The organism is Duganella zoogloeoides (assembly GCF_034479515.1).
GTDB classification, from domain to species: domain Bacteria; phylum Pseudomonadota; class Gammaproteobacteria; order Burkholderiales; family Burkholderiaceae_D; genus Rugamonas; species Rugamonas zoogloeoides.
On the sequence record NZ_CP140152.1, the window covers coordinates 3,523,594 to 3,549,431 of the forward strand.

The window sequence follows — 25,838 nt, forward strand, 5'->3', positions numbered from 1 at the left end:
TTAATGGGTCCCTTCCAGTTTTGGTGCGGTGACGGCGGGCTCGCCGGTCACCACGGTTTTGTTGCGTTCCAGCCTGACCGACAGTTTGCGCAGCATGACGTAGAACACGGGCGTCAGGAACAGGCCGAAGAAGGTCACGCCCAGCATGCCGGCAAACACCGCCACACCCATCGCATGACGCATTTCCGAACCGGCGCCGCTCGAGAACACCAGGGGCAGCACGCCCATGATGAAGGCGATCGACGTCATCAGGATCGGACGCAGACGCAGGCGGCACGATTCCAGCGCCGCTTCGACGATGGTGCGGCCGTGCAGTTCCAGTTCGCGGGCAAATTCCACGATCAGGATCGCGTTTTTCGAGGCCAGCCCCACCAGCACGAACAGCGCGATCTGGGTAAACACGTTGTTGTCGCCGGCGGTCAGTTTCACGCCGATCAGGGCGCACAGGATCGACATCGGCACGATCAGGATCACGGCCAGCGGCAGGGTCCAGCTTTCGTATTGGGCAGCCAGTACCAGGAATACCAGCAGCACGCACAGCGGGAACACGTACATCATGGTGTTACCGGACAGGATGTCCTGGTAAACCAGTTCGGTCCACTCGTACGAAATACCCTTCGGCAGCACTTCCTCGACGATCTTGGTCATCTCCGCCTGCGCTTCGCCCGACGATACGCCAGGGGCCGGTGCGCCGTTGATCTCGGCGGCGACGAAGGCGTTGTAACGCTGCACGCGGTCCGGGCCATAGCTGTCTTTCACGCGCATCAGCGACGACAGCGGGATCATTTCGCCACGGTCGTTGCGCACCTTGAGCTGGCCCATGTCTTCGGCGTGCGAACGGAACTGCTGGTCGGCCTGCACGCGCACCTGGTAGGTACGGCCAAACTGGTTGAAGTCGTTCACGTACAGCGAACCGAGGTTGATCTGCAAGGTCTGGTAAATCGTGTTGAGAGGCACACCGAGCTGCTTGGCTTTCACGCGATCGACGTCGGCGAACAATTGCGGCACGTTGATCTGGTAGCTCGAGAACACGCCAGCGAGTTTCGGGTTGGTCGCGGCCTTCGCTTGCACCGCCTGCACTGCTTTATACAGCGCGTCGTAACCAAGGTTGTCGCGGTCTTCCAGCATCAGCTTGAAGCCGCCGGTGGTACCGAGGCCGTTGACCGGCGGCGGCGGCAGCACCATCACGAACGCACCTTCGATGGCGCCCATGCGCTTGTTGATTTCGCCGGCGATGGCTTCGGCCGACTGCTCCTTGCCGGTGCGCTCATGGAAGTCGCTCAAGCCCACGAACACGATACCGGCGTTCGGCGCATTGGTGAAACCGTTGATCGACAGGCCCGGGAATGCGATCGAGTTGGCCACGCCAGGGATGTCCTTGGCGATGTCCGACATCTTGCGGATCACGGCGTCGGTACGGTCGAGCGAGGCAGCGTCAGGCAGTTGGGCAAAGCCGATCAGGTACTGCTTGTCCTGCGCCGGCACGAAGCCCGGCGGCACGACCTTGAACATCAAACCGGCAGCCACGGCCAGCACGGCATACACCACCAGCGAGCCGCCCTTGCGTTTCAGGACGCCGGTTACGCCTTTTTCATAGTTGTTCGACGCGCGGTTGAAGAAGCGGTTGAACCAGCCGAAGAAGCCGCCGAATACCTTGTCCATGCCACGGGTGACGATGTCTTTCGGGGCGTCGTGCGGTTTGAGCAGGGCTGCAGCCAGGGCCGGGGCCAGGGTCAGCGAGCTGAATGCCGAAATCACGGTGGAAATGGCGATGGTCAGCGCGAACTGCTTGTAGAACTGGCCGGACAGACCGGAAACGAAAGCGATCGGCACGAACACGGCGCACAGCACCAGGGCGATCGCAATGATCGGACCACTGACTTCTTTCATCGCCTGGATCGTCGCGTCGTGCGGCGACAGGCCGTCGTGGATGTTACGTTCCACGTTTTCCACCACCACGATCGCATCATCGACCACGATACCGATGGCCAGCACCAGGCCGAACAGCGACAGCGTATTGATCGAGAAGCCGAAGGCCAGCATCACCGCAAAGGTACCGACCACCGATACCGGCACGGCCAGCAGCGGAATGATCGAGGCGCGCCAGGTTTGCAGGAAGATGATCACCACCAGGGCCACCAGCACGATCGCTTCGATCAGCGTGTGGATCACCGACTTGATCGATTCGCGCACGAACTGGGTCGGGTCATAGACGATGTCGTAGGCGACGCCTTCCGGGAAGTCTTTCGACAGGCGTTCCATGGTGGAGCGCACGTCGGCCGACAGTTGCAGCGCATTGGCGTTCGGCGCTTCGAAAATCGGAATCGCGGCAGCCGACTTGTTGTTCAGCAGCGAGCGCAGTGCGTACGAGTTCGACCCCATCTCCAGGCGCGCCACGTCTTTGAGCAGCGTGACGGCGCCGTCGGCGCTGGCCTTGACGATGATGTTGCCGAATTCTTCTTCGCTTTGCAGGCGACCGTGTGTATTAACGGTGAGCTGGAAGTCCGCGCCCTTGCTCGGGCCCTGGCCGATCACACCGGCGGCGACCTGCACGTTCTGCTCGCGGATCGCATCGACGATGTCGCCGGCGGTCATGCCGCGCGCAGCGACTTTTTGCGGATCGAGCCACACACGCATGGCGTAGTCGCCAGAACCGAACAGCTGTACCTCGCCCATGCCGGGCAGGCGCGCCAGCTGGTCCTTGACGTTCAGCACCGCGTAGTTACGCAGGTACAGGTCGTCGTAGCGGCCATTGGGCGACAGCAGGTGGACCACCATGGTCAGATTGGGCGACGACTTGACGGTCGTCACGCCGATCTGGCGCACTTCTTCCGGCAGCCGTGGCAAGGCGCGCTGGACGCGGTTCTGCACTTGCGTTTCAGCCTGCTCGACGTTGGTGCCGATCTTGAAGGTGACGGTCAGCGCCAGGGCGCCGTCGGACGTGTTTTGCGAGGACATGTACAGCATGTTCTCGACGCCGTTGATCTGCTCTTCCAATGGCGCAGCCACGGTTTCGGCGATGATCTTGGGGTTGGCGCCCGGGTACTGCGCGCGCACCACCACCGATGGCGGCACCACGTCCGGGTACTCGGAGATCGGCAGCTTGAAGATCGAAATCAGGCCGGCAACGAAGATAATGATCGACAGAACGGCCGAGAAAATCGGCTTGTCGACAAAAAATCGGGAGATGTTCATTTTAATTATTCCTTGGTAGTGCCGGCTTTCGCATCAGCGACTGCGGCGACTTTTTCATCTTTTTTGGCTTCCGGCTGCGCGACATTGGCGGCCAGCGGATCGGCGTCCATCGCCACCATGGTCGGCGTGATCGGTGCGCCGGGGCGCACGCGCTGCAGGCCGTTGACGACGATCTTCTCGCCCGTCTTCAGGCCGGAGCGCACCACGCGCAGGCCATCGACTTGCGGGCCCAGCGTGACCGGACGGTACTCGGCCTTGTTGCCGGCGCCGACCACGAACACGAACTTGCGATTCTGGTCGGTGCTCACGGCGCGGTCGTTGATCAGCATGACGGGCTTGGCGCCGGTCGAACCGGCCAGTTGCACGCGGGCGAACAGGCCTGGCACCAAGGAACCATCGTCATTGGCCAGGCGGGCACGCATGCGCACCGAACCGCTGCGGGCATCGAGCTGGTTGTCGACGAATTCGAGCTTGCCTTCGTGCGGGAAACCTTCTTCGTTGGCCAGGCCGATACGCACCACGGCCGGCTGGCCCTTGTGGGCGGCAGCGCCCACGCGCAAATAGGTTTCTTCGTCGCCGTCGAACGAAGCGTAGATGTTTTCCAGCGAAACCACGGAGGTCAGCACGGCCGACGCATCGACCAGGTTGCCCAGCGTGATTTCCGCTTTCGACACGCGGCCGCTGATCGGCGACGTCACGCGGGTGTAATCGACATTGAGCTTGGCCGCTTCGTACTGGGCTTGCGCTGCGCGGGCATCGGCGTCGAGCTGCTTGAAGTTGGACGAGCGCTCGTCGAATTCGCGCTGGGCGATGGCCTTATCGGCCAGCAGCTTTTCGGCACGGTTCATTTCGAGTTTGGCCAGTTCGGCCTTGGCGCGCGCCGAACCGGCAGCCGCTTCGGCGCGGTTGGCTTCTGCCTGGAATGGACGGGCGTCGATCACGAACAGCACGTCGCCCTTTTTCACCTGGCTGCCGGGCTTGAAGTTGATCGCGGTAATAAAACCGGCCACGCGGGGACGGATCTGCACCTGCTCGATCGCTTCGAGGCGGCCCGAGAATTCCTGGGTTTCGGTCAGCGTCTTCTCAACCACCGCCGCGGCAGACACCGGCGGCCCACCTTGCGGCGCGCCCTGGGCCTGGGCATTCTTGCTGTTGGCTTCTTCGCAACCGGTGAGACCAATGGTGGCCAGGCCCGCCAGCGCCATGGCGGCGGCCAGCGGCCCAGCCAGAGCGGTCATTTGTTTAATGGTTTTCATTTTATATCCTTTTTGAATGAAAATTATTAATAGAAAGGGCGGCGCCGGGCGCAAGCACGGACGTAGCACGAAAAACAAGACAACAAGAGTCGGGCGCCCCGCCGGCAAGCCAGTGGGGACGTGAAGGGTACTAATCAGGTGTTAGACGTACGGGCAGCTATTCCTGTGACAACGGGGCCGCGTCGGCGCGGTCCAAACCGGCGATAAAGGTGGCGATCTCGCCGAGCGCGATGCATTTGCACGCGCACTCGTTGCGCTCTCCCGCTTCGGACTGCAGCGCGGGGGGCATGCGGATCACCGAGGTCTTGACGCCGTTGGCAATCAGCTTGGCGCCATACTGTTCGGCCTCGTCGCGCAGCGGATCGTCCTCGGCGGACAGGATCAGGGCGGGGGCCAGGTTTTTCAGGCGGCTCGATTGCAGCGGCGAAGCATACGGGTGGGTGCGGTCGGCGCAGTTCGGCAGGTAGCCGGCGTAGGCGGCGGCGCAGGCATCGGCCACTTCCAGCAGTTCCGGCGCCTGCTGCATTTCGCGCATCGAGCAGGTGGTCAGGCCAGGGTCGAGCATGGGCATGATCAGTATCTGGCCAGCCAGTGCGGGGCCGCCGCGGTCGCGCGACATCAGCGCGCACACCGCGGCCAGGTTGGCGCCCGCCTCGATGCCGCATACCAGCAGGCGCTTGCCGGTCCATGCCGTCTTGGCCTTGTTCTTCTTGGCCCAGTTCATTACCGCGTGGGCGTCTTCCACCGCTGCCGGGAACGCGCGAACGGTCGCCAGCGTGTAGCTCGAGGACAGCACGGCAACGTGCGGATTGTCGTCGGCCATATGGCGCAGGAAGATGTCGGCGCCATCGAGGTCGCCGCCCACGAAACCACCCGGGTGGAAGAACACCAGCAAAGTGTCGCGCTTGCCGGCATCGCGTTTACCGGTATCACCACTGGTGTACAGGCGCGCCGCCAGCGGGCCTTCGGCGCCGCCAACTTCCAGCGCCCGCACCTTGATGCGGTCGGACAGTTCGGGCAGGGGCTGATCTGCCGCCAGCTTCGTTTGCGCGCTCATCGGGTTACCGTCAGGGCGTCGCTGGCGACCAGCGAGGTGTCGGCACATGCCAGCACGTCGCCGCTGGCCACTTCGGTCAGGGCACGAACGCCTTGCACTTCGGCCTTGGCCGTCTGCATATAGGCATCGGTGGAGATGACGCCCGCCAGCACGACCGTGGTCAGCGCAACGGCGATCGTGGCAAAAATTCCATCCCGATTTTTCATGATTGATCCTTTCCTTCAACTGTGGCCTGCCGCCGGAATCATTTCTTTTTCTTTGTGCAGTACAGCAATCTTAAACATGTTCTACAATCCGATAAAGACGGCAAAACTGAATTGATTGTTCAAAATCCTGAACAATGAGGCGAACACATGAATAAACTACAAGCGATGGAAGTTTTTGTGGAAGTGGTCGACACCGGCGGCTTCACGCGCGCGGCCGACAATCTTCACCTGCCCAAGGCCACGGTCTCGACCCTGATAGCCGCGCTGGAGACGGCGCTGTCGGTCAAGCTGCTGCACCGGACCACCCGCCACGTGAGCGTCACCGCCGACGGCGCCGCTTATTATGAGCGCTGCCTGCGCATCCTGTCCGACGTGCGCGACGCCGAGGAATCGCTGTCGCGCACGCGCCTGAGCCCGAGCGGACGGTTGCGGGTGGACGTCCCCACCGGCCTGGCGTCGGACGTGCTGATCCCGGCCATGCCCGATTTTTTCACGCGCTATCCGGACATCCAGCTCGAGATGGGCTGCAGCGACCGCAGCGTGGACCTGATCGAGGAAGGCGTCGACTGCGCCGTGCGCGGAGGCCAGCTGGTCGATTCGAGCCTGATTGCGCGCCGGGTGGGCATGCTCAATTTTATTTCGTGCGCCGCGCCCGATTACCTGCGCCGCTACGGCGTGCCCACCCACCCGCAGCAGCTGCTGCAGCACCGGTGCGTCAATTATTTTTCGTCGCGCAGCGGTAAAATCCTCGAATGGGATTTTACCCGCGACGGCGAGCGGATACAGGTGGCCCTGCCCGGCCTGATCGCGGTCAACGACACCAATGCCTACATCGCCGCCGGCGTGGCAGGACTGGGCATCGTCCAGACCGCCGGCTTCGTGGTCGACGCCATGCTGGCCGATGGCCGCCTGGTCACCATTCTCGACGACTGGACCATCGACCCGCTGCCGGTGCACGTGGTGTACCCGCAAAACCGCCACCTGTCGGCCAAGGTGCGGGTGTTCGTGGAGTGGGTCGCCGAACTGTTTGCCAACCACCCGGGCATGCGCCTGCCGAAAGCGCCGCCGCCGGCGGCGCGCGCCGCGCCCTCACCACTGGAGTTAGCCGTATGACCTCTGTACCTGATGATCGACACCGCATTGTCTTCCTCGACCGCGACAGCGTCATCGCCAACGTGCGCAAGCCGTCGTTTGCGCACGCGTGGACCGAGTATCCGGCCACCAAAGCGGCCGATGCGGTCGCGCGCCTGCGCGACGCCCGCGCCACCATCGCCATCACCAACAAGGTGCCGCTGCGCGCGGACGCGCTGGACCAGCTGCCCGACCTGAAAATGATCGCGGTATCGGCCACCGGCACCGACATCATCGACCTGGCCGCGTGCCGCGCGCGCGGCATCACCGTCGCCAACATCCGCAACTACGCGGTCAACACGCTGCCCGAACACACCTTCGCGCTGATGCTGGCGCTGCGCCGGCAATTGGTGGCGTACCGCGCCGACATCGAGGCGGGCCTGTGGCAAAAGGCCGAGCAATTCTGCCTGTTCGGCCATCCGATCGCCGACCTGGCCGGCAGCCGCCTGGGCCTGGCCGGCTATGGCGCGTTGGGCAAATCGGTGGCAGCCATCGCGCGCGCGTTCGGCATGGAGGTCGTGGTGTTCAACCGTTCGCCGGTCGAGGACGAAGGTGTTGTGCAGGTATCGTGGGACGAGCTGCTGGAGACGTCCGATGTATTGAGCCTGCACCTGCCCTTGAACGACCAGACCCGCAACATGATCGGCGCGTCGGAGCTGGTGCGCATGAAGCGCAGCGCACTGTTGATCAACACCGCACGCGGCGGCCTGGTGGACGAACAGGCGCTGGCCGACGCGCTGCGCGCCGGCGTGATCGGCGGCGCCGGCTTCGACGTGCTGACGCAGGAACCGCCGCCAGCCGACAACCCGCTGCTCAATCTGCGCTTGCCGAATTTTATCCTCACGCCGCATTCGGCGTGGGCCAGCACGCAGGCGATGCAGGTGCTGGCGGACCAGTTGATTGACAACGTGGAGGCCTGGGTGGCGGGTGTGCCGCGTAACGTGGTAGCCTAGTCGCGGTTGGGTTCATCCAGGCAGGCGTGCGGCGGGGGCGTAGAGGCGTGATCTGCTCGATGCCGGTGACCTACACCGGTTGTACGGACTCCAATGCCACATCGCGATGCGGCACCGAACATTCATCGATTGCTTCGAGCCACTCGTTCCAGATAGCATGGTCAGCAGGAAGGCCATCGGCAAGCAATTGCATGCTGCCAAGAAGAATGCCGATATCCTCAGCCTGAGTTTGGGCGTAATACTTTTCCATAAAGTGAAACATCGCCCGATATGCCTGCTCTTGATGCATGGTTTTCATGTCATGCTCCATCAGTTCCTGCCGGGCCTGGCTGGTGAGGCCAGTCCGGTTTGCGGATCAATCCAGGATCGCTACGAAAAATGGGCGACTCGCTTGTGATCGATCGTTTTCACGAGAAAATGTGTGACACGGTTCCGGTAGACCTTTTGCCACACACGATATCATGCAGCCTTGATCAAAGGAGCAGCATTGAAAATCCAACCCAGTACGGTGATGACCTTGATTGCAGTGGTGCTGCTGTCGGCGTGGGCCTGGCGCCAGCTTGGCAAGACGCCGAAAGTGCCGGAGGCAACGGCTGCCAATTGTTCGCAGGAAGCGATCCGCGCGGTGGCGGATTCGATCGAGCGGTCCATCCTGTCGGGACGCTGCGCAAAGCAGGCGGCCCCGGCCAAACCCGAAAACTAAGGAATAAAGAAAAAAGGCCTGATGATCACTCATCAGGCCTTTCATCTTACGAATTTTGGTGCGGCTGGCAGGAATCGAACCCACGACCCCTTGGTTCGTAGCCAAGTACTCTATCCAGCTGAGCTACAGCCGCGAAAGACAACATTGTAACAGTGTCCGATGAAGCTGCCAAGAGAGGAAATTTTCATTTACTTTCAAGGGCTTACACTTAAAGAAAAAGGGCCTGATGATTGCTCATCAGGCCCTTCCACTTACGAATTTTGGTGCGGCTGGCAGGAATCGAACCCACGACCCCTTGGTTCGTAGCCAAGTACTCTATCCAGCTGAGCTACAGCCGCGAAAAACAACATTGTAACAGCGTTTCGACATCTGGTGAAGCTGCCGAGAGAGGAAATTTTCATTTACTTTCAGGCGCTTACACTTAAAGAAAAAGGGCCCGACGATCACTCATCAGGCCCTTCAACTTACGAATTTTGGTGCGGCTGGCAGGAATCGAACCCACGACCCCTTGGTTCGTAGCCAAGTACTCTATCCAGCTGAGCTACAGCCGCGTAAAACAAGATATTAACAGCGTTTTCTTGCCTGGTAAAACATGAATTTTTGGTGCGGCTGGCAGGAATCGAACCCACGACCCCTTGGTTCGTAGCCAAGTACTCTATCCAGCTGAGCTACAGCCGCCAAAATTTCATGTGCAACATTGTATCAGATAAACTTTATTTTGTAAAGTCCGACATTTCTATCGATTTGTTTGCCTGATGCACGAAACACCGAACAAACCCTGTACAAAAATCTCACCCTTACTTTGCTGCACTTCTCTCGTCCGGCATGCCGTTCGAAAGAAGCAGCATTATAGGGACGGTTTCCGCGCTTGTCCACCGGTAAATTGCAATCGCTTCACACACCATTCAAACGCCATACTCGGCTGCAGCCTTCGCCGTCCACAACGCTTCGTTGTAGGACGGATACGGCTGACCATAACAATCGATGGCGCCGCCGTCGCCGATGAACTTGATCCACCAGCCCTGCTCGTCCTCGATCAGGCCGATGTCGCCGGCTTTGCAAACTTGCAGCAACTGCTCGCCGGCGCCGAGCACGACGATCTTGACGCCCCGGTGTTTCACTATTGTCGTCATGATTCCTCCTGGTTAATGGCACGCGCGCCGTGCACTGCAACATGAGCAAAAAAGCATACCATTCACGCCACTTATCTCGATCATCATCAATAAAAATTTGCATTCGTTTGCGCGTTGCAGCATTATTGAGCTGTCTCCTCTATTCTCCTCCAAGGAAATAGATTTAGCCCGCTCCCGTAGCGGGCTTTTTTTTTACCGTGTACGATGCGTTCATCTTGTGAAGAGGTCAACTCGTATGTCATTTCCCGATTCGATCGCAGCGCCCGCCCCTGACTGGACGCGCACCGCCCTTGGCGATAATGCCAGCTGGCCAGCCAGTTTGCGGCTGACGGTCGATATTCTGCTCAATTCCCCGCTGCCCATGGTGCTGCAATGGAGCGAGCAGCAAATCATGGTCTATAACGATGCGTATGTCGAGCTGCTCGGCCTGCCGAGCCTGAGTGCGCCCGGCGGCCATGTGCCGCCGATGCAGCCGTCTGCATGGAGCTGGAATCCCGCGGCCATGGCCCATGCGCGCCAGGGCTACAGCGCCAGCTACCGGGGCCGCAACCTGCCAGTGTGGCGCGACCATGGGTTTACCCAGAAGCCGCTGGACCTGTACTACACCCCGGTGCGCGATGACAACAATATCGTGCAGGGCGTGCTGTGCGCACTGGCGCCGGCACAGTCGATGCCGGCAGCACAGTCCGCGCGCGCCCTGACGCTACTGGTGGTGGAAGACAATGCCGACGCCCGCTACCTGGTGTGCGAAACCCTGCGCGCGCTGGGGCACGAGGTGGAAGCGGCTGCCAGCGGCGAAGAGGCGCTGCCGCAACTGGCCAGCCAGCAGTTCGACGTGTTGTTCACCGATGTCAGCCTGCCCGGCATGTCGGGCGTGGACCTGGCGCGCCAGGCGCGCCGCGATCAACCGTCGCTGGAAGTGCTGTTCGCCTCAGGCTATGGCGACGAGCTGACCCGCCACCTGGAATTTCCCGCCCGGTCGTTGCAAAAACCCTACGATCTCGATGTGCTGCAAGACGCTTTGCAGCAGATTGTCCAAAGCGTGCAGGCCAAGGCAGCGTAAGCGCCACCAGCGATTCAACCGTGCGGAGGCGGGGCGAACTATCACGCTAGAATGGTCAATCCGTTAACTTTCCAGTGTTAGCTTTGCGCTTCTCGTCCGCCAGTTGGCTGACGGGACAGCGCCAGGCCTGCCGCTATCGATGATTTCTCCCAATGAGCCTGTGAGCGCCACTTCTGCCGTACCGGTGGAAGACGCTGCGCTCACCGATCCACAACGCGCGCTGGACGAACTGCGCAGCGCGCGCGAGTTGCTGCGTCAAAGCCGGCACGAGCTGCGCGCGCTGGCCGAGTCCATGCCGCAACTGGCGTGGATTGCGGAACAGGATGGCGCGATGATCTGGTACAACCAGCGCTGGTACGACTACACCGGCGCCACCCCGCAGGACATGGCCGGCGATGGCTGGCGCCGCGTGTATGCGCCCGACTGCGTGGCCGCGCTGGAACAACTGTGGCAACAATGCCGCGCCAGCGGCGAGGCGCTCGAGCTCGAAGTGCCGATCCGCAGTGCCAGCGGCGAATTCCGCTGGTTCCTGGTGCGCGCCAACGCCGTGCGCGATGCCGATGGCCAACTGGTGCGCTGGTTCGGCACCAGCACCGACGTCGACCAGGTCAAGCGCGCCCAGGAAGCCTTGCGCGAAGAAACCGCCGCACTCGAACTGGTCAACCGCACCGGCACCGCCCTCGCGGCGCGGCGCGACCTGCACCCGCTGCTGCAGGAACTGACCGACGCCGCCACCAGCATCAGCGGCGCGCGCTACGGCGCATTTTTCTATCAGGCCGACGACACCGGCGCTACCGTAATGCGTCACACCCTGTCCGCCGGCGCACCTGCCAGCTTTGGCGGTTTTTGCGCGGCGCGCGCCGAAGCCCTGCTCGCCGACGGACAACCTCTTGCCGCTCCTGCTGCCATCCGCAGTGTCGATTTACCGGCGGAAGCGGGCGACGAGCAGGCCAGCCCCAATCACGGCTTGCCGCCGGGTACGCCACTGGTGCGCAGCTACCTGGCCGTGCCGGTGGCGCTTGGCACGGGCACGGTGATCGGCTGTTTGTTCTTCGGTCATCCCGAGCCTGCCATGTTTACCGAGCGCACCGAACGGATTATCAGCGGCATTGCAGCCCAGGCTGCCATCGCCATCGACAACGCGCGCCTGTACGAAGCCACCCAGCAGGCAGCCGAAGAGCGCAAGCAGCTGCTCGACAGCGAGCGCGAAGCGCGTGCCGAAGCCGAACGCAACAGTCAAATGAAGGACGAATTCCTGGCCACGCTGTCGCACGAACTGCGCACCCCGCTCACGGCCATCCTGGGCTGGTCGCAGGTGTTGCGGCGCGGTACGCGGGACGAGGCCGACCTGCATCGCGGCCTGCAAACCATCGAGCGCAACGCCCGCGCCCAGGCGCAACTGATCGAAGACCTGCTCGACATGAGCAGCATCGCCTCCGGCAAGGTGCGGCTCGAACTGCTGCCGCTGTCGCCGTCGGCAATTGCCGGCGCCGCCATCGACACCGTGCGTCCGGCCGCCGAGGCCCGCAGGATCAACCTGATCACCGACTTCGACAGCGCAGCCGGCATGGTCTCCGGCGACGCCAGCCGCCTGCAGCAAATTATCTGGAACCTGCTGACCAACGCCATCAAGTTCACGCCGGAGGGCGGCACGGTAACGGTCGCCGTACGGCGCGAAGACAGCCAGGTTGCCATCGACGTGCGCGACACCGGCGCCGGCATTGCGACTGACTTCATCGGCCACGTGTTCGAACGCTTCCGCCAGGCCGATGCCACCACCACCCGCAAGCATGGCGGGCTGGGCCTGGGTTTGGCGATCGCCAAGCACCTGGTGGAGCAGCACGGCGGCACCATTGCCGCCCACAGCGATGGCCCTGGCCTGGGTTCGCGCTTCACCGTGCGTCTGCCGCGCCGGGCCGGCAAGAACGATGCGGCGCCCGAGCACGCATGTGCTGCGCCGCACGATCTGGCCGGTTTCCAGGTCCTGGTCGTGGACGATGACGATGATTCCCGCGAGTTGATCCGCCGTATCCTGCACGATTGCCACGCCGATGTGCTGACCGCCGCCAGCGCTGCCGAAGCACTGTTGCTGCTCGAACACCTGAGGCCGGGGCTGCTGCTTACCGACCTCGGCATGCCAGAGATGGACGGCTACGGTCTGCTCGAACGGGTGCGTGCGCTGGGCCCGGCGCACGGCGGCGACGTGCCGGCGATCGCGCTGACAGCGTTTGCACGCGCGGACGACCGCGTGAAGGCGTTATCAAGTGGTTTTTTCGCACATATTTCGAAACCGGTCGAGCCGGCGGAACTGATAGCCAAAGTCGCTTCCGCGCGGTCCGCACGAACCGGCGTCTCCACGCCCCCACTCTGAGCGAAGATGACATGCAATAAACATACGTAAATATTATTGCCACACGGCATTTTTCCCGCTCCTACTTTTAGACGCGGCAATGTCCTACAAGCAATCACACGCTTGCTTGCTACACTTGGAAAATCATGGAAAGCAGGTAGAATTGTTTCCATACAGAAATTAATCGCAGATGTGTGCGCCGCAGCACAGAGGTTTGCGATATTATCTAATTATTATGCATTTATTATGCGGCCGGGACCCCGCCGCTTAGATGAGACAGATTGAGAAAAAATATGCCGAGCCGTGACGATATTCTGCACGCCAAGATCCTGGTGGTAGATGACAGCGCCGACAATGTCGAGCTGATGTTGGAAATCCTGCGCGAAGCCGGTTACACCGACGTGTCCTCGACCATGCTGCCCGAGCAGGTATGCCCCATGCATCGCCAGCATTGTTACGACCTGATCCTGCTGGACCTGCAGATGCCCGGTTTGAACGGCTTCCAGGTCATGAAGGGTTTGAAAGAAATCGAGCAAGGCGGTTACCTGCCCGTGTTAGCGCTCACTGCACAGCCGAGCTTTAAGATCGCCGCGTTGGAAGCAGGCGCACGCGACTTTATCAGCAAGCCGTTCGACCTGCTCGAAGTACACAAGCGCATCCACAACATGCTCGAAGTGCGGCTGCTCTATAAAGAGCTGGCGCAGTACAGCAAGCAGCAGCAGGAACTGGCGCTGCACGATCCGCTTACCGGCCTGCCCAACCGCCGCCTGCTCGAAGACCGCATCGCCACCGTGCTGCAACACGCCACCCGCCAGCAGAACAAGGCAGCGGTCATGTACCTCGACCTCGACGGTTTCAAGCCCATCAACGACACCTACGGCCACGCGGCCGGCGACGAAATCCTCAAGCTGGTCGCGCAGCGCCTGGTCAGTTGCGCCCGCAAGGAAGATACGGTCGCCCGCGTGGGCGGCGACGAGTTCGTCATAGTGATGGGCAACATCTCGCACGTGGGCGATACCCAGGAACCCGCCAACAAGCTGATCGAATCGGTCTCGCAGCCGTATATCGTCAACGGCCATACGCTGCAACTGTCCACCAGTATCGGCATCGGGATTTTCCCGGACGACGCCGACGCGGTGGCTGCCGTGATCGCGGTGGCCGATGCCGCGCTGTACGAAGCCAAGCGCTCCGGCAAGAACCGCAGCTGCACGGCGCAAGCCCTGCGCAGCCAGTCTGCTGCCCAGCCGGTGCTGTCCACCACGGTCTAATCGATGTCAACGGGCCGCCTGCACGGCAGCCTGGTTAAATGAAAGCCGTCATTCCTTTGCAGGAATGACGGCTTTCAAGTTTTACGGCCAACGATGAACGGTTACGCTGCTGCCTTGTCTTTCGTTCCTGCCTTGCCTGCAGGCTTGGCGCTGCTGTGGCGATGATCATCCTTGGCGTCGACCATTTCGGGCGGTACTTCGATGCGCGTGATGCCAGCATCGACCGAGACCGGATCGCTGGCCGGAAAAGTCATTTCCAGGCCGTCGTCGAGCAGGGTTTCCTTGGCTTGTTCGGCCGGGGTGGCTTGCTCCAGGTCGGCCAGGGTGGTGATCGCTTGCGCCCATTTGACGAAGTCCATATTGGCCAGGTCGCGCACCGTGTGCACGTTGAACGCTTGCGCCAGCGCCTTGGCGTCCTTGGCGCTAATGCCGCGCAACGCGCTGACCGGCGCCGCCGCCAGTGCGCGGAAGCTCTGGCCCAGATATTCTTTGTCCACGACAGTATCGATATTCATGATGTGTTCCTTGAGTGGGTGGATACAGCTTGACTGTGCCAGCCCCAGCCCGACAGGTCTGTGCGGAAGCAAACATAGGGCCGCGCCCAGGTAGCAAGGTTCTATTGACTTTCAGTCTTTTGACATTCATACAAGCAATTGTTATGATCGTGCGGTCTCCCCCCCGCCGTCAGCAGACATCGTGCCCATTCCAGCCCAACCCAAGATCCTGGTCGTCAATGACGATGCCAACAGCCTGTTCGCGTTGACCAGCCTGCTTGGACTATGGGCCGAGCAGGAGTCCTACGAAGTAATGTCCGCGCGCTCGGGACAGGAGGCGCTGCGCCAGGTGCTGCTGCATGATTTCGCGGTCATCCTGCTCGATGTGAACATGCCCGGCATGGACGGCTTCGAGACCGCCGAGGCGATCCACGCGCGGGCGCGCTCGGCCGACATTCCCATCATCTTTATCACCGCCTTCCTGGCCGACGAACTCGACCGACTGAAGGCCTACCAGCACGGCGCTGTCGATTTCCTGTTCACGCCGGTGATCCCGCAAATTCTGTACGCCAAGATCTCGGTGTTCGTGGCGCTGGCGTCGAAAAACGAGGAACTGAAAAAGCAGGCGCGCGAACTGAGTTCGCGCAGCACCGAGCTGACCGCCTCGAACAAGCGCCTGCGGCGCGAAATCGAGGAGCGCCAGGTGGCCGAGCGCGAAAACCACGCCAAGGACGAATTCCTTGCCATGCTCGGCCACGAACTGCGCAATCCGCTCAGCGCCATCAGCAGCGCCGCCGCGCTGATCGGCTTGCCGGGCGTGAGCGTCGATGGCGTGCAGCGCGCCAAGAAAATCATTGAACGCCAGAGCCAGCACCTGGGCCGCATCGTCGATGACCTGCTCGACCTGTCGCGCGCCATGTCCGGCAAGATTCTGCTCGACCGCGCGCCGGTGGACCTGGCCGCGCTGGTGGCAGGCACGCTGGAAACCTTTCGCGCCACGGGCCGCAGCAACGGCTACGACCTGGCGCACGACCTGGCCGGCGGCTGGGTCGAGGGCGACGCTACCCGGCTCGAGCAAATCGCCAGCAACCTGATCGACAACGCCCTCAAGTACACCCCGAGCGGCGGCCGCATCGAGGTACGCACCTGGACCGAGAACGGCGAGGTCGTGCTCACCGTGCGTGACAATGGCGTCGGTATCGCGGCCGAGTTGCTGCCCCACGTGTTCGATGTATTCGTGCAAGGTTCGAGCACGCTCGACCGCTCGCAGGGCGGCCTCGGCATCGGCCTGTCGCTGGTGCGGCGCCTGGCCGAATTGCACGGCGGCGATATCGAGGCCGACAGCAAGGGCCCCGGCGCTGGCAGCGTGTTTATCTTGCGCCTGCCGCGCATCGAAGCGCCGGTGCCGCTGGCGGCAGCGGCGCCGCCGGCCGCCGATGGCAAGCCCACCCTGCTGCTGATCGAGGACAATGAAGACGGCCGCGAAATGATGACCATGATGCTCGGCTGCTATGGCTACCAGGTGCGCGCCGCCGAGGACGGCTTGCGCGGACTGGACGCGGTGCGCGAGTTCCGGCCCGACCTGGCGCTGGTCGATATCGGCCTGCCCGGCATCGACGGCTACGAGGTGGCGCGGCGCCTGCGGGCCGACCCGGACACGCGCCACATCAAGCTGGTCGCCCTCACCGGCTACGGCCTGGCGGAAGACCTGGCGCGCGTGATGGCAGCCGGCTTCGACCGCCACCTGGTCAAGCCGGTCGGCATTGAACAGTTGATGGAAACAATCGCCAGTTGCATGCGAGAACCGTTGAATTTGTAACCATGGGTAATTGATTTCCCAGCAGAGCGCCGTGTCGAGGAAAGCTCGGGTATGATCGGAAACGAGACTCCTTCTTTACAACTTACACCAAGTCTTTCCATACATACAGAGATGCCCATGTCCGTACCGGCCCCACAAGAACATCACGACGCCCAGCGCAGCGCCGACCTGAGCGAGTTGCTCGGTCATGTCCACACCTGCTGGGACAACGAGCGACGCTCGCTGTCGCGCCAGTTGCACGACAGCCTGGGCTCGTCACTGACGGCATTGACCATGCACCTGGGCTTGCTGATGCAAAAGCTGCCCGACGACCAGGCGCTGCAGGACCGCGCCGGCCACATGAAAAAGCTGCTGGGGCAAATCGTGGAAACCAACCGGCAAATGCAGATCAAGCTGTGGAACGACAAGCTCGAGTTTCTCGGCGTGCGCGTGGCGCTGGGCGAGCTGGTCGAGCAATTCGGCCAGCAGCACAATATCAGGGCCCGCAGCAGTTTGCCCGACGACGAGCTCGACTGCCCGCGCAGCCACGGCATCGTGCTGCTGCACACGCTGGAGGAAGCGCTGCGCAACATCGTCGCCCACGCCGGCGCCACCGAGGTGGACGTCATCGTGGACGACAATGAAGACGAAGTGATGATGACGGTGAAGGACAACGGCGTGGGGATCGCAGCCGGGAGTTCCGCGCCTGCGGGCGGCGCCGACCCCGTCAAGTTCGGTCTGCGCATGGCGCGCGAACGCGCCGCCTACCTGGGCGGCACCCTCACGCTGGCGCCCGGCCAGGCAGGCGGCGCCACCCTTACCATGATTTTGCCCAAGCCGGCCAGGGTTGAGAGTACCTGACGAAACTCCATCGCTGCGCCTTGCTCTGAAGGTGCGTCAGGTGCTCCTGGTTGCTAGTGCAGTTTCACCAGCGGAGTGCTGCGCTTGATCAGGAAGCGGGCCAGCGCCAGTACGCCGGTGCGCACCGTGCCCAGTACGGCCTTGTGATGCAGCAGGTGCAGGCTCACGTACATCAGGCGCGCGACAAAACCTTCCACGAACCAGCTCAAGCCCTTGAGCGAACCCATCAAACTACCGACCGACGTGGTCTGGCCGAACGATACCAGCGAACCGTAGTCCTTGTATTCGTAAGGCTTGGTTTGCGCCGGCTTGTTGTCGCGCTGGCGCAGGAAGGTCTCGAGCAGGTAGTCGGCCTGCTGGTGCGCGGCCTGGGCGCGCGGCGGCACCGGCTTGCCGTCCGCGCCGATACAGGCGGCACAGTCGCCCAGCGCGTAAATCCCTGCAAAACCCTTGACCTGCAAGTGCTGGTCCACGTCCAGCGCACCCGACTTCACCGTGGGCAGTCCCAGTTCCTTGAGGAAATCCGGCGCCTTGATGCCGGCCGCCCATACCACCAGCTGGGCCGGGTAGACGATGTCGCCGGCCGTCACGCCGTCGGCCGCGATCGCGGTCACGCGGGTATTGGTGACCACTGTCACAGCGCGCTGGTGCAGCAAGTTGAGCGCGGCGCTCGAGACTTTTTCCGGCAGCGGCGCCAGGATGCGCGGCGCGCCTTCGAGCAAGGTGATGCGGATATCGCGCTCGGCCTTCAGCTGGCCGAAGCCGTAGGTGGCATACACGCCGCTGGCCTCGCGCAATTCGGCCGCCAGCTCGACGCCGGTGGCGCCGCCGCCGATGATCACCACGTCCACGCCTGCCTCGACGTTGTGCTCTTTTTTCAGCGATGCCAGGGTCAGCAGCTTGAGCAACGTGAGGCGGAAGCGTTCCGCGTCCTCGGTGGCGTTGAGCGAGATCGTATGCTCGGCCGCGCCGGGCACGCCGAAATAATTGGAGGTGCTGCCCACTGCGATCACCAGCGAATCGAAGCTTACCTGGCGTTCGGGCAGCACGACTTCGTCGCGCTCGTCGCCGGCAGTGATGGCGCCGATGGTGATTGAACGCTGCGCGTGGTCGAGCGCCAGCATGGGGCCGTAGGCAAAGGTAAAGCCGTTATCGTGCGCCAGCATCTGGTACGACAGTCCTTCCTGGTGGACGTCGAGGGTGCCGGCAGCCACTTCGTGCAGCGACGGCTTCCAGATATGGTACAGGCGGCTATCGACCAGCATCACCGATCCCGGCATTTTGCGGCCCAGTTTGCATGCCAGCTCCAGGCCACCCGCGCCACCGCCCACGATCACAATTTTGCTATGCAAGTCTTTCTCCCGGTTTTTGCTCGATATATTTGACCCCATGATACCAAGGCTGGCGAAATCTTTCCGTCCGCCACCGAATGCACCAAAGCTGCTACAATAATCGTTCGGAACCTAACTATTAATTACCGAATCATATGTCCACTATCGAAGAGCGGTTCTCGGCCGCCCTGCATGGCAGCGCTCGCGCCTGGCGCCTCGCCGTCGACCGCCGCCTGCGCCACCTCGGCATCAGCCAGTCGAGCTGGATGGCGATTGCCCTCACCGCTAAGGAAAAGGAGCCGCCGTCGCAAACCCGGCTGGCCAACCGCGTGGGCGTGGAAGATCCGACCATGGTGGCCACCATCGACCGCCTGGTCAAAGCCGGCTACATGATCCGTACGCCGTCCGCGACCGACCGCCGCGTGAAGCTGCTCAGCCTGACGGAATCGGGCATGCAGGTATACCGCAGCGTCAAGCAGGAAGCCGACGCGGTGCGCGGCGAGTTGCTGGCCAAGACCGATCCGGCCGTGCTGGCCATCGTCACCGGCTTTCTCGAACAAATGCAAAGCGATATCGAGTCCGGCATATGAACGCAGTGGCTCCGCCCTTCCCCGACGCCGGCATCAACCGCACCATGATCACGGTGTCGATCATGCTGGCCACCATCATCCAGGCGCTCGACGGCACCATCGCCAACGTCGCCCTGCCCCATATGCAGGGCAGCCTGTCGGCCTCGCAGGACCAGATCACCTGGGTACTGACCTCCTTCATCGTCGCCACCGCGATTGCCACCCCGCTCACCGGCTGGCTGTGCGACCGCTTCGGCCAGAAGAATATCTTCCTCACTGCCGTCGCCGGCTTCACCATCGCCTCGGTGCTGTGCGGGCTGTCGATGAACCTGGGCGAGATCGTTGCCGCGCGCATGCTGCAAGGCGTGTTCGGTGCGGCGCTGGTGCCGCTGTCGCAGGCCACGCTGCTCGACATCAATCCGCGCGAAAAACATGGCTCGGCGATGGCGGTATGGGGCATGGGCGTGATGATCGGCCCGATCCTCGGCCCCACGCTGGGCGGCTGGCTCACCGATGCCTACAACTGGCGCTGGGTATTCTTCATCAACGTGCCGATCGGCGCGATGGCGTTCTACGGCATCTGGCGCTACATCGGCAAGACCACCGCACCGCGCAAGATGAAGTTCGACGCGTTCGGCTTCATCACGCTCAGCGTGGCCATCGGCGCCTTGCAGATGCTGCTCGACCGGGGCGAACAGAACGACTGGTTTGCTGCCACCGAAACCTGGATAGAAGCGATCGTGCTGGCGCTGGCGTTTATTTATTTTGCCGTGCACACGGCGATGCAGCCGCCCGGCAAATCGTTTTTCGACTACCGGCTGCTAAAGAACGCCAACTACGTCAGCGGCCTGCTGTTCATCTTCATCGTGGGCCTGGTGCTGTTCGCCACGCGCGCGCTCACGCCCACCATGCTGCAAAGCCTGATGGGCTACCCGGCCGCCATCGCCGGCCTGGTGACGGCGCCCAGCGGCATCGGCACCATGATTGCGATGCTGATCGTCGGCAAACTGGTGGGCCGGGTGGACCTGCGCCTGCTGCTGGGCGCCGGCTTTGCCATCACCGCCTTCTCGCTGTGGCAGATGACGCGCTACACGCTGGTACTGTCGCAAAGCGACATCATCTGGCCCGGCGTGATCCAGGGCCTGGGACTGGGACTGGTGTTCGTGCCCTTGTCCGCCGCCACGTTTGCCACGCTGTCGCCCGAGATGCGCGCCGAAGGCACGGCCATCTACAGCCTGATGCGCAATATCGGCAGCTCGATCGGCATCGCCCTCGTGCAAACGCTATTGGTGCGCAACACCCAGACCATGCATGCCACGCTGACCGAAAAAATCACCATCGCCAATCCGGCCGCGCTCGATGCCCTCGCAGCGCCCAACGGCGCCGCGCTGCTCAACAACGAAATCACCCGGCAGGCGTCGATGATCGCGTACGTGGACGACTTCTGGCTGATGCTGATCCTGACCTTGTGCGTACTGCCGCTGCTGCTGTTGATACGGCCAGCCGCGAGACACGAAGCACCGGCGGTGCACCCCGCCCACGATTGACACCTCGACCATGAACAACACCGTGAAAAAGTCTTTACTGAGCATGGCAGCGCTGCTGCTGGCCGGCTGCGCCGCGATTCCACCGGATGCGCACATACCCGTCAAACGCGACATCGCCAAAGCCGACCTGGCCGCCGACATCCACCTGGCGCGCGAAGGCTGGCCGCAGGCGCGCTGGTGGACAGCGTATGGCGACGAACAGTTGAACGCGCTGATCGAACAGGCGCTGCAGGGCGGCCCGAGCCTGGAAGTGGCGGCGGCGCGCATCGGCAGCGCGCGGTCGGAACTGTCGCGCAGCATGGCCGACACCGGCATCGACATCAGCGGCTACGCCAACGCCAACCGCCAGCGCTATTCCGGTACCGGCCTGTTCCCGGCGCCGATCGGCGGCGCGTACTTCACCACCGAGACGCTGCGGCTCGAAGCGCGCTACAACTTCGACTGGTGGGGCAAGCACCGCGCCCAGGTGGCCGCTACGGTTGGCGCGCTCAACGTGGACCGGGCCGCCTACGCCCAGGCCGAACAGGCGCTGGCCGCCGCCATCGCCCAAAGCTATTTCAGGCTGCAAGGCGATTTTGCGCGGCAGGACAACCTCGCGCAACTGACGGCCGTGCAGACCGCGCTGGCGCAGGACCGCACCCGCCGCATCGACAGCGGCCTGGCCAACGCCGATACCGGCCACGCGGCGCAGGCCGAACTGGCGCAACTGCGCAAGCAGGCGGCGCAGCTGAAGACCGATATCGGCGTCGAGCGCGAGGCGCTGCGCGCCTTGCTGGGCGCCGACCACACGGCGCTGGCCGACCTCAAGCCCGTGCCAACCAAAGCGGTGGCGCACACCCTGCCCGCGCGGCTCGGCATCGACCTGCTGGCGCGCCGGCCCGACTTGCAGGCCGCGCGCTGGCAGCTCGAAGCGTCGCTCGGCCGCATCGATGCCGCCAAGGCCGCGTTCTACCCGGACGTCAACCTGACCGGCTCGGTCGGCCTCGACACCATCAAGCTGGAAAACCTGCTGCAGGCGGCCAGCCGCACCGTGTACCTGGGTCCGACCCTGACGCTGCCGATTTTCGACAGCCGCCGGCTGGACGCCCAGCTCGACGCCACCCGCACCGCGCGCGACGAACGCATTGCCGAATACAACCAGGCCGTGGTGGAGGCGGTGCGCGAAGTGGCGCAGGATGCCTTGCAGGTGCAGGGCATCGAACAGCAGATCGCTGAACAGGCAGCCGGCAGCGCAGCGACCGGGGCGCAGCTGGCCTCAGTACAGAAGCGTTTCGAGCGCGGCCTGGCCGACAATGCCGGCGTATTGAATGCGCGGCTGGCCGTGCTGCGCGAACGCGACGCCGACCTGTACCTGCAGCAAGTGCAGCGCCTGGCCGAGGTGGCGCTGACCAATGCTTTGGGCGGCGGCTACCACGAGCAGGCGCCGCTGGCGACCGTATTGAAATAATCGACCGAGACCATCATGACCACCGAAATCAAGCCCAGCAATAACAAGAAGCGCAACACCGTCCTGGCCGGCATCACGCTGTTGTTCATCGCGGCCGGCGCCGCCTATGCCTTGTATTACCAGACCGTGCTATCGAAAATCCAGGAAACCGACAACGCCTACGTGGGCGGCAACCTGGTCAACCTGTCGTCGCAGGTGACCGGCAACGTCACCGAGATCCGCGCCGAAGAAACCCAGATGGTGCAAGCGGGCGCGCCGCTGGTCATGCTCGACGCGGCCGACGCCGACGTCGCGCTGGCGCAAGCCGACGCGAAACTGGGCGCCGCCGTTCGCCAGCAGCGCCAGCGCTACGCCGACGTGGCGCAATACGACGCCACCGTCGCCCTGCGCCGCCTGGAACTCAAGAGCGCCGAGGACGACCTGGCGCGGCGCCTGCCGCTGGCGGCCGACCACACGATTTCGGGCGAGGAAGTGGCGCACGCGCGCCAGGCCGTCAATAACGCTCGCGCCGCCGTGGCGGTGGCAGTGAAACAGGAACAGGCGGCGCAGGCGTCGGTGACCGGTGTCGATGTGCCGCACCACCCGGACGTGCTGGCGGCCAAGGCCGACTACCAGAGCGCCTGGCTGGCCGCACGCCGCAACACCATCGTCGCGCCAGTCTCCGGCTACATCGCCAAGCGCGCGGTCCAAGTGGGCGCACGCGCCACGCCGGGTACGGCGCTGCTGGCGATCGTGCCGCTGGACCAGTTGTGGGTGGACGCCAACTTCAAGGAATCGGAACTGCGCAACATCCGCGTGGGCCAGCCGGCATTGGTGGAAGCGGACATGTATGGCAGCAAGGTGGAATTCCACGGCAAGGTGGTGGGATTATCGGCCGGTACCGGCAGCGCCTTTTCGCTGCTGCCGGCGCAAAACGCCGGCGGCAACTGGATCAAGGTGGTGCAGCGCCTGCCGGTACGCATCGCCCTGGACGCCGCCGAGCTGCGCGCCCATCCGCTGCGCATCGGCCTCTCGACCACCGTCAAGGTGGACATCAGCAACACCGACGGCCCGGTACTGGGCGCCGCCATGCCGCAACAGGCGATCTACCAGACCGCCGCGCTGTCGCAACCGCTGCAACAGGCCACCACTGCCGCCGACACCATCATCCGCCGCAACCTGCATTAAACTTCGGGGTCAGTGCCGACATTCGGACACAGCCTCAGCTATTGCAAGTTGAGCTCGTGTCTAAATGTCGGCACTGACCCCGAAGTCGGGCTATTTGCGCAGTTCGGCGTCGAGCTGGGTGATCGCGGTTTGGGCCTGCGTGATCACGCGGTCGGCAATGCGCTGGCGCATGCCGGGCACGCGGCCGGCCGCTTCGGCTTCGAGCAGCAGCGGCATCAGCATCTGTTCGGCCGACTCGCGGAAGCCTTGCGCCACCAGGTCCAGTTGGGCGTTGAACGTGTGTTCGGCGCCTTGCAGCTGCTTGCGCAGTTCGGCCTCGAAGGCGGTGCGCTTGTCGCGGATTTCGGTGCGCTTGCGCTTGCCGGCGTCGGCAAACCATTTGAAGGCGCCCGCCAGCAGCACCGCGCCACCGACGAATGGCGCCGCCGGCGCCACTACCGGCAGTACCACGGCCGCGCCGATCAGGTAGGCGGCGGTGCCGGTGCCGGCGGCAGCCACCACGCCGCTCATCAAGGTCACATTGGCGGCCGTTTCGGCGCTGTTGGCCAGCCGCGTGCCGATGCGCAGGCGCGGCATCAGGCGGGCCAGCGTGGAATGGTGCTGGCGCTCGAACATCGACACCTGCCCCAGCCGCATGCCGGACTGGAACAGCCGCAAGTCCTCTTGCAGCAGGTGCACCGCCTGCTCCTTGCGCCGCACGATGCGGTCGAGCCGGCGCTCCATCTCCTGGCCAAACTGGTTGCGGCCGATGCTCTCCCACACCTCGTGCTCTTGCCACTTGTCGGTGGCCAGGCGGTCGGCGATGGCCAGTTCGATGGCGTTGCCGGCGTCGTGCACGGCGTCGTCGATTTCCTCGGTCAGCAGGCGCCGTTCGTAGGCGATGCGCTGCTCCACCAGCACCAGCCGCTGCATCACCTGGCTTTTCATTTCGTTGGCCGTGGTGACCAGGGTGGCGGCGATCGACTCGTCGAGTCCCATCTGCCGCGCCTGGTCCAGGTACGCGGCGATGTCTTGCAGGATGACCGTGGTGGTGCTGCTCACCAGCGTGTGCAATTGCGCGTGGTCGATGTCGCCCGCTTGATAGTTGCGCGCATGTTCGACCAGTACCGGCTGGCCGGCGCTGCGGCCGAAATCGGCCACCGCATCGGACAGCGACCGCCCACGCACCAGGCGCCGCGCCTGCTCGCCCAGGTTGGCCAGCAAGCCCTTCTCCTCGGCGGCCGGCAGGCGCTGGAAGTCCTCGGGCGCCAGGCGCACCGACAGGGCCTTGGCCAGCCGCTGGGCCAGCGACCGGGCGTCGCCGCCGTGCAGCGCCAGCAGCGGGACCGCCATGGCCAGCGCGTTTTCGCGCGCGGCCTGGTCGATCGGAGCGGCGCTGCGGGCCAGCGCCGCAAAAGCCCAGTCCACGTCGACGCCGGACTCGATGGCGTTGAGCACCAGCGCGGTAAAAACAGCCGACGACTTGCCGTCGCCGGCCAGCTCGGTGACGGCGGCAAACTGCGCCAGCGTGAGCTTGCCGTCGCGGCCGGCAATGGCGCCAACCGCGCGCGCGTAGGCGGAGCTGAAGCTCTGGTCGGCGGACAAGTGTTCGTCGAGGGACCGCACGTGGAGGGCGTCGGCGCTGCTGCCGGCGCTGGTGCTGGTGGGAGTACCGTGGATGTTCACACTTGCTCCGTCTGGTTGTATTTCATGGCCGCTATTTTAGCGGATGACGGCGGATCGGACATCGCGGACATCACGCACCGGTGGCCAGCGCCAGCGTCTCCTTGATCTCTTCCATCACCACGTAGCTTTTCGACTGCGCCGCGCCGGGCAAACTGAGCAGCATATCGCCGAGCAGCTTGCGGTACTCGGCCATCTCGTGGATGCGCGCCTTGATCAGGTAGTCGAAGTCGCCCGACACCAGGTGGCACTCCTGCACCTCGGGGATGCGAAGCACCTCGCGGCGGAACTGCTCGAACACCGGGCCCGATTTCTGGTTCAGCGTAATCTCGACAAACACCAGCAATTTGGCGCCCAGCGCCGGCGGGTCGATGCGCGCATGGTAGCCGGTGATGACGCCATCGCGCTCCATGCGTTTCACCCGCTCGATGGCGGGCGTGATCGACAGGCCCACCTGCTCGCTCAGGTCTTTCATCGAGATGCGCCCGTCCGCTTGCAGGATGTGCAGGATCTTGCGGTCGAGTTTGTCCAGGGTACGGACCGATTCCTTCTGTATTCGCATGAAATTCCGCTGAATTTATCGATTTTTACAGTAACAAAAGCTAGTGTTTCAAGCATACCATAGCGGATTATAGGGGCGCGCTGCG

At 63.4% G+C, this 25,838-nt stretch carries 22 protein-coding genes and 4 tRNA genes; 12 read left to right on the forward strand and 14 right to left on the reverse strand.

What is annotated here, in order from left to right:
* The 4 genes from SR858_RS15520 to SR858_RS15535 form a co-directional block, all read right to left on the reverse strand.
* The gene (locus SR858_RS15520) at window positions 1-3,195 is read right to left on the reverse strand and encodes an efflux RND transporter permease subunit (protein WP_019919912.1); all 3,195 of its coding nucleotides are present in this window, start codon (window positions 3,193-3,195) and stop codon (window positions 1-3) included.
* Between the two features lie 5 nt (window positions 3,196-3,200).
* Window positions 3,201-4,451, reverse strand: coding sequence for an efflux RND transporter periplasmic adaptor subunit (locus SR858_RS15525; RefSeq protein ID WP_019919913.1), 1,251 nt, complete (start codon window positions 4,449-4,451; stop codon window positions 3,201-3,203).
* A 157-nt stretch (window positions 4,452-4,608) separates the two neighbouring features.
* Window positions 4,609-5,508 carry an alpha/beta hydrolase gene (locus SR858_RS15530; RefSeq protein WP_019919914.1) on the reverse strand — a complete coding sequence of 300 codons (900 nt, stop codon included), beginning with the start codon at window positions 5,506-5,508 and terminating at the stop codon, window positions 4,609-4,611.
* Entirely contained in the window at window positions 5,505-5,714 is a 210-nt protein-coding gene (locus SR858_RS15535) for a hypothetical protein (RefSeq protein WP_019919915.1), read from the reverse strand. The genes SR858_RS15530 and SR858_RS15535 overlap by 4 nt, the downstream gene beginning before the upstream one ends.
* Window positions 5,715-5,861: 147 nt before the next feature.
* Here SR858_RS15535 and SR858_RS15540 point away from each other — a divergent pair, with 147 nt between their 5' ends.
* Both SR858_RS15540 and SR858_RS15545 read left to right on the forward strand, forming a co-directional pair.
* A complete protein-coding gene (locus SR858_RS15540) occupies window positions 5,862-6,827 on the forward strand; it encodes a LysR family transcriptional regulator (protein ID WP_026636931.1) in 966 nt (321 codons plus the stop codon).
* Entirely contained in the window at window positions 6,824-7,798 is a 975-nt protein-coding gene (locus SR858_RS15545) for a D-2-hydroxyacid dehydrogenase (RefSeq protein WP_019919917.1), read from the forward strand. The genes SR858_RS15540 and SR858_RS15545 overlap by 4 nt, the downstream gene beginning before the upstream one ends.
* Window positions 7,799-7,868: 70 nt before the next feature.
* Here SR858_RS15545 and SR858_RS15550 read toward each other — a convergent pair whose 3' ends face one another.
* The gene (locus SR858_RS15550; protein ID WP_322533658.1) at window positions 7,869-8,096 is read right to left on the reverse strand and encodes a hypothetical protein; all 228 of its coding nucleotides are present in this window, start codon (window positions 8,094-8,096) and stop codon (window positions 7,869-7,871) included.
* Window positions 8,097-8,285: 189 nt separating this feature from the next.
* Between SR858_RS15550 and trbK the strand changes: the two genes are divergently transcribed.
* Window positions 8,286-8,501, forward strand: a complete 216-nt coding sequence (trbK, locus tag SR858_RS15555) for an entry exclusion lipoprotein TrbK (RefSeq protein WP_154819704.1) — start codon at window positions 8,286-8,288, stop codon at window positions 8,499-8,501.
* Window positions 8,502-8,557: 56 nt separating this feature from the next.
* Here trbK and SR858_RS15560 read toward each other — a convergent pair.
* From SR858_RS15560 to SR858_RS15580, 5 genes are all read right to left on the reverse strand, one after another.
* Window positions 8,558-8,634: transfer RNA gene (locus SR858_RS15560), tRNA-Arg, on the reverse strand.
* A 128-nt stretch (window positions 8,635-8,762) separates the two neighbouring features.
* Window positions 8,763-8,839, reverse strand: a tRNA-Arg gene (locus SR858_RS15565).
* Between the two features lie 136 nt (window positions 8,840-8,975).
* Window positions 8,976-9,052, reverse strand: a tRNA-Arg gene (locus SR858_RS15570).
* A 50-nt stretch (window positions 9,053-9,102) separates the two neighbouring features.
* A tRNA-Arg gene (locus SR858_RS15575) sits at window positions 9,103-9,179 on the reverse strand.
* A 227-nt stretch (window positions 9,180-9,406) separates the two neighbouring features.
* Window positions 9,407-9,634, reverse strand: a complete 228-nt coding sequence (locus SR858_RS15580; RefSeq protein ID WP_026636932.1) for a hypothetical protein — start codon at window positions 9,632-9,634, stop codon at window positions 9,407-9,409.
* A 235-nt stretch (window positions 9,635-9,869) separates the two neighbouring features.
* Between SR858_RS15580 and SR858_RS15585 the strand changes: the two genes are divergently transcribed.
* From SR858_RS15585 to SR858_RS15595, 3 genes are all read left to right on the forward strand, one after another.
* Complete coding sequence (locus SR858_RS15585; protein WP_019919921.1) at window positions 9,870-10,697, forward strand: response regulator; 828 nt, start codon at window positions 9,870-9,872, stop codon at window positions 10,695-10,697.
* Between the two features lie 160 nt (window positions 10,698-10,857).
* Entirely contained in the window at window positions 10,858-13,068 is a 2,211-nt protein-coding gene (locus SR858_RS15590; RefSeq protein WP_026636933.1) for an ATP-binding protein, read from the forward strand.
* A gap of 272 nt (window positions 13,069-13,340) precedes the next feature.
* A complete protein-coding gene (locus SR858_RS15595) occupies window positions 13,341-14,315 on the forward strand; it encodes a GGDEF domain-containing response regulator (protein ID WP_019919923.1) in 975 nt (324 codons plus the stop codon).
* A gap of 101 nt (window positions 14,316-14,416) precedes the next feature.
* Here the strand turns inward: SR858_RS15595 and SR858_RS15600 are convergent, their stop codons facing one another.
* Window positions 14,417-14,830 (reverse strand): hypothetical protein, encoded by a 414-nt coding sequence (locus SR858_RS15600; protein ID WP_019919924.1) that lies wholly within the window; start codon window positions 14,828-14,830, stop codon window positions 14,417-14,419.
* A gap of 181 nt (window positions 14,831-15,011) precedes the next feature.
* Here SR858_RS15600 and SR858_RS15605 point away from each other — a divergent pair, with 181 nt between their 5' ends.
* Both SR858_RS15605 and SR858_RS15610 read left to right on the forward strand, forming a co-directional pair.
* Entirely contained in the window at window positions 15,012-16,628 is a 1,617-nt protein-coding gene (locus tag SR858_RS15605; protein ID WP_019919925.1) for a response regulator, read from the forward strand.
* Between the two features lie 111 nt (window positions 16,629-16,739).
* A complete protein-coding gene (locus SR858_RS15610) occupies window positions 16,740-17,468 on the forward strand; it encodes a sensor histidine kinase (RefSeq protein ID WP_019919926.1) in 729 nt (242 codons plus the stop codon).
* Between the two features lie 53 nt (window positions 17,469-17,521).
* Here SR858_RS15610 and SR858_RS15615 read toward each other — a convergent pair whose 3' ends face one another.
* Window positions 17,522-18,820: an NAD(P)/FAD-dependent oxidoreductase gene (locus SR858_RS15615; protein ID WP_019919927.1), complete on the reverse strand. Its 1,299-nt coding sequence runs from the start codon at window positions 18,818-18,820 to the stop codon at window positions 17,522-17,524.
* A 134-nt stretch (window positions 18,821-18,954) separates the two neighbouring features.
* Here SR858_RS15615 and SR858_RS15620 point away from each other — a divergent pair, with 134 nt between their 5' ends.
* From SR858_RS15620 to SR858_RS15635, 4 genes are read left to right on the forward strand one after another with little or no spacing between them, the layout of a single operon-like run.
* Window positions 18,955-19,389 (forward strand): MarR family winged helix-turn-helix transcriptional regulator, encoded by a 435-nt coding sequence (locus SR858_RS15620; protein ID WP_019919928.1) that lies wholly within the window; start codon window positions 18,955-18,957, stop codon window positions 19,387-19,389.
* Window positions 19,386-20,915 carry an MDR family MFS transporter gene (locus SR858_RS15625; protein ID WP_019919929.1) on the forward strand — a complete coding sequence of 510 codons (1,530 nt, stop codon included), beginning with the start codon at window positions 19,386-19,388 and terminating at the stop codon, window positions 20,913-20,915. Before SR858_RS15620 ends, SR858_RS15625 begins: the two co-directional genes overlap by 4 nt.
* 22 nt (window positions 20,916-20,937) lie before the next feature.
* Entirely contained in the window at window positions 20,938-22,362 is a 1,425-nt protein-coding gene (locus tag SR858_RS15630; protein ID WP_322533659.1) for an efflux transporter outer membrane subunit, read from the forward strand.
* 15 nt (window positions 22,363-22,377) lie between these two features.
* Window positions 22,378-23,529 carry an HlyD family secretion protein gene (locus SR858_RS15635; RefSeq protein WP_019919931.1) on the forward strand — a complete coding sequence of 384 codons (1,152 nt, stop codon included), beginning with the start codon at window positions 22,378-22,380 and terminating at the stop codon, window positions 23,527-23,529.
* 90 nt (window positions 23,530-23,619) lie between these two features.
* Here SR858_RS15635 and SR858_RS15640 read toward each other — a convergent pair whose 3' ends face one another.
* Together SR858_RS15640 and SR858_RS15645 are read right to left on the reverse strand one after the other, a co-directional pair.
* A complete protein-coding gene (locus tag SR858_RS15640) occupies window positions 23,620-25,194 on the reverse strand; it encodes a hypothetical protein (protein WP_019919932.1) in 1,575 nt (524 codons plus the stop codon).
* A gap of 70 nt (window positions 25,195-25,264) precedes the next feature.
* The gene (locus SR858_RS15645) at window positions 25,265-25,753 is read right to left on the reverse strand and encodes an Lrp/AsnC ligand binding domain-containing protein (RefSeq protein ID WP_019919933.1); all 489 of its coding nucleotides are present in this window, start codon (window positions 25,751-25,753) and stop codon (window positions 25,265-25,267) included.
* Between the last annotated feature and the right edge of the window lie 85 nt (window positions 25,754-25,838).